3 protein-coding genes are annotated in these 2,217 nt (G+C 71.0%); 2 read left to right on the forward strand and 1 reads right to left on the reverse strand.

The window, feature by feature from the left end; all coding sequences use genetic code 11:
- Positions 1–15: 15 nt before the first annotated feature.
- Positions 16–186: a hypothetical protein gene (locus tag AB0H87_RS40990; protein ID WP_360159016.1), complete on the reverse strand. Its 171-nt coding sequence runs from the start codon at positions 184–186 to the stop codon at positions 16–18.
- 175 nt (positions 187–361) lie between these two features.
- Between AB0H87_RS40990 and AB0H87_RS40995 the strand changes: the two genes are divergently transcribed.
- Positions 362–940, forward strand: a complete 579-nt coding sequence (locus tag AB0H87_RS40995) for a hypothetical protein (RefSeq protein WP_360159019.1) — start codon at positions 362–364, stop codon at positions 938–940.
- A gap of 54 nt (positions 941–994) precedes the next feature.
- Positions 995–2,217, forward strand: a 1,223-nt coding sequence (locus AB0H87_RS41000) for an MFS transporter (protein WP_360159022.1), incomplete at its 3' end; no start/stop codon positions are given.

Here is a 2,217-nt window from a genome sequence, read left to right on the forward strand (position 1 = left end):
CGAGAATTCGCGCGCTCAGGCCGACCTGCGGCGCAACGCCCAGCGGGCCGGGGCCCGGGACGTCGCGTCCGTCGACGACGCGTGCCGACGCAGGGCGCGGGCCAGCCGGCCGACTCGGACGTCGTCGGCGAGCGACTCGACGCGGGCGCGGTGCAGGTCCAGGGTTACGTACGGGTCGTTGATCATCACAAGCTCCCCCACAGTCGCTGATGTCGACGTTGACAATCCGCGCGCAGGTACCCCCGCCACACCCGGCGCCCGCCCTAATCCCGCCTGCCTTACTCCCTCAGGCGACCCAGGTAAGACAGGTAAGGTACTCAGCTGTCAACACATCGTTGACAAGCCAGCTACCATCACCCGGGTGGAAGACGTGGAGGAATCCCTGCGCACCGCCCTCGCCGCCGCCCGCACGGACGACCCGGCCGCCGCCCTCGAAGCCCTCACCCTCCTGAGCCCGATCCGCGACCGCCTCGACACCACCGAACGCGCGCTGATCGAGTCGGCCCGCGCCGGCGGCGCGAGCTGGGCCACGATCGCCAAGGCCCTGGCCCTGACCAGCCGCCAGGCCGCCGAGCAGCGCTTCCTACGACTGACCCCCACCGGCCGCACCCGCGAGATCGCCCCCACTCGCGCAAGCCGAAAACGTCAGCAGTCCGTTGACAACCAACATGGCCCAACGATCACCAAGATCCGCGCCGCCGCAAGAAAACTGCTCCGCCAAATCGAGGCCGACGACCACTGGGACACCCGCTTCACCCGCGCCAGCCTCGCGAAAACCACCCTGCGAATGGCCGCCGAAGCCCCACCAGGACCCCTGTTCGCCCTGGCCACAAGCACCCTGGACGACCTGCCACCCACAACGGAGCTCCCACCGGCCATCGCCACCGCCGCCGCCGACCTGAGGCAGACCCTGAGCCACCCGGACTCAACCAACGGTTGACACACCACACCGCACACCTCCAGGATCTGAGTCGCAGAGACTCAAGGAGGCCACGTGCGACCAGACCTCGCTGCCCGCTTCGCGGTGCTGCGCCTGCCCGACTTCCGCGTCTTCGTCGTCGGCTACGCCACCTCGAACCTCGGCACGCTGATGGCCGGCGTCGCCCTCGCCTTCGCCGTGCTCGACAGCGACGGCTCCCCCGCCACGCTCAGCTACGTACTCGCCGCCCGGATCGTCCCCATGGTCGCCGTCCTGCCGTTCGCCGGCTGGCTCGGCGACCGCTTCCCGCGCCGGCTCGTGATGCTCTGGTCCGACGTGCTCCGCGCCGCCACCCAGGCCGCGATCGCCGCGCTCTTCTTCATCGGCACCCCGCACATGGGACTGCTGCTAATCCTCGCGGCCCTCGGCGGCCTCGGCGAAGCCGTCTTCCGCCCGTCCTTCGACGGCATCGTCCCGCAGCTCGTGCCCGCCGACCGCCGCCACGAGGCCAACACCTTCGTCGGCCTGGTCCAGTCGTCCGCCTCCGTCGCCGGCCCGGCCGTCGCGGGCCTGCTGGTCGTCGTCACCAACCCGGCCACCGTGCTGTTGATCGACGCGCTCACCTACGTACCCAGCATCCTGGCCCTGCTCTGGCTCCGTGTCCCCGACCCGGACCCGGCCGACCGCACGTCGATGATCCGCGAGATGCGCCACGGCTGGCGGCTGTTCGCGTCGCTGCCGTGGCTGTGGACGATCACGCTGCAGTTCACGCTGTTCAACCTGCTGCTCTGGGCGCCGTACCTCGTGCTCGGCCCGGTCTCCGCGGACCGCTGGTACGGCGGCGCCGGCGCCTGGGGCGCGATCACCGCCTGCTACGGCGCGGGGGCGATCCTCGGCGGCTTCGCGGTCCTCGGCTGGAAACCCGCGCGACCGCTCATGGTCGCCACCGCCGCCACCATCCTCTGGGCCGCACCGTCCGCCGCCCTCGCCGCGCAGGCACCGCTGCCGGTCGTCTGCGCCGGCGGCCTCGTCGCGGGCATCGTCAGCGCCGTCTTCGGGACGCTCTGGATGACCGCGATCCACCAGCGCGTACCCCCGGAAGCGATGTCCCGGGTCAATTCCTACGTCGTCTTCGGGTCGTTCTCGGTCGGCCCCATCGGCCTCGCCCTCGCCGGCCCCGCCGCGACCGCCACCAGCATCCCCCTCGTCCTCACCATCGGCGTCGCCTGGCAGGTGGTTTCGGGACTTGTGCTGTTATCGCTTCCAGCGATTCGCGGATTCCGACACACCACCCCAGC

The organism is Asanoa sp. NPDC050611, from assembly GCF_040654855.1.
Lineage (GTDB): Bacteria > Actinomycetota > Actinomycetes > Mycobacteriales > Micromonosporaceae > Asanoa.